This window comes from Eubacterium ramulus ATCC 29099 (genome assembly GCF_000469345.1).
Classification (GTDB): Bacteria; Bacillota; Clostridia; order Lachnospirales; family Lachnospiraceae; genus Eubacterium_I; species Eubacterium_I ramulus.
In genome coordinates this window covers 1-1,210 of record NZ_KI271161.1, presented here as the reverse complement: position 1 = coordinate 1,210, position 1,210 = coordinate 1, and the positions used below count along the sequence as shown (strand labels likewise).

Below are 1,210 nucleotides of genomic sequence, written 5' to 3'. Positions count from 1 at the left end.
CTCCTTCCATGTGTAAAATTTATAATTCAATTGTCTCCATAATCTTTTTCAATGAATCTGCAGATTCCTTAAGCTTTAACGCTTCCTCGCCGCTTAAATTAATAGGTATATCAGACTCAATACCATCTGCACCTACAATAGCTGGCATACTTAACGATACTCCGTCAATATCATATACTCCATGAATCATGTGTGATACAGGAAGTATTGATTTTTCATCTCTCATAATCACTTCGCAGATTCTTTTTACAGACATTGCAATTCCATAATATGTAGCATGCTTTTTGTTTATAATCTCATAAGCACTGTTCTTGACTGCTGTAGCTATTTCTGCTGTGTTTTCCTTGTGCTTGTAATGTCCACGCATTTCACACATTTCACTTAATGGAACACCAGATACATTGGCTGATGACCATGCTACAACTTCGCTGTCTCCATGCTCACCTACTATAAATGCATGAACACTCCTGCTGTCCACAGATAAATGCTCGCCAAGCTTATATCTTAATCTGGCACTATCTAACACAGTACCCGATCCAATAACCCTGTTTTCTGGAAGTCCTGATAACTTTATAGCTACCTGAGTCAGGATATCTACCGGATTCGCAACTACAAGCATGATACCTGCAAAATTTCTCTTTGCTATTTCAGGAATAATTGACTTAAATATTGCTACATTTTTATTTACGAGATCAAGCCTTGTCTCTCCCGGTTTCTGTCCCGCTCCGGCAGATATGACAACAATTGCAGCATCAGCCACATCATCATAATCTCCGGCATATATTTTCATCGGACTCGCAAATGGAATACCATGACTGATATCCATCGCTTCTCCTTCTGCCTTGTTCTTATCTGCATCGATAAGGACAATCTCTGTAAACAAGCCACTCTGCATCAGAGCAAATACCGATGCAGAACCAACAAAGCCACAGCCTATCATTACTGCTTTTTTTGAATTAATCACTTTCTTCTTCGTAATAATCTCATCTCCTTAATAATTCTCTTCATGTACTTCAAAATAGCTCTGTGGATGATTACATACCGGACATACTTCAGGCGCCTTAGTTCCTACCACAATATGTCCGCAGTTACGGCATTCCCATACCTTAACTTCGCTCTTTTCAAATACCTGTGCAGTTTCAATATTCTTAAGAAGTGCTCGATATCTTTCCTCATGGTGCTTCTCAATCTCACCTACTGCCCTGAATTT

At 39.2% G+C, this 1,210-nt stretch carries 2 protein-coding genes; both read right to left on the bottom strand.

The window, feature by feature from the left end:
• Positions 1-19 precede the first annotated feature (19 nt).
• Positions 20-964, bottom strand: coding sequence for an L-lactate dehydrogenase (locus HMPREF0373_RS11850; protein WP_021739968.1), 945 nt, complete (start codon positions 962-964; stop codon positions 20-22).
• 27 nt (positions 965-991) lie between these two features.
• The coding region (locus HMPREF0373_RS11845; RefSeq protein WP_021739967.1) for a rubrerythrin family protein at positions 992-1,210 on the bottom strand (219 nt) is incomplete at its 5' end.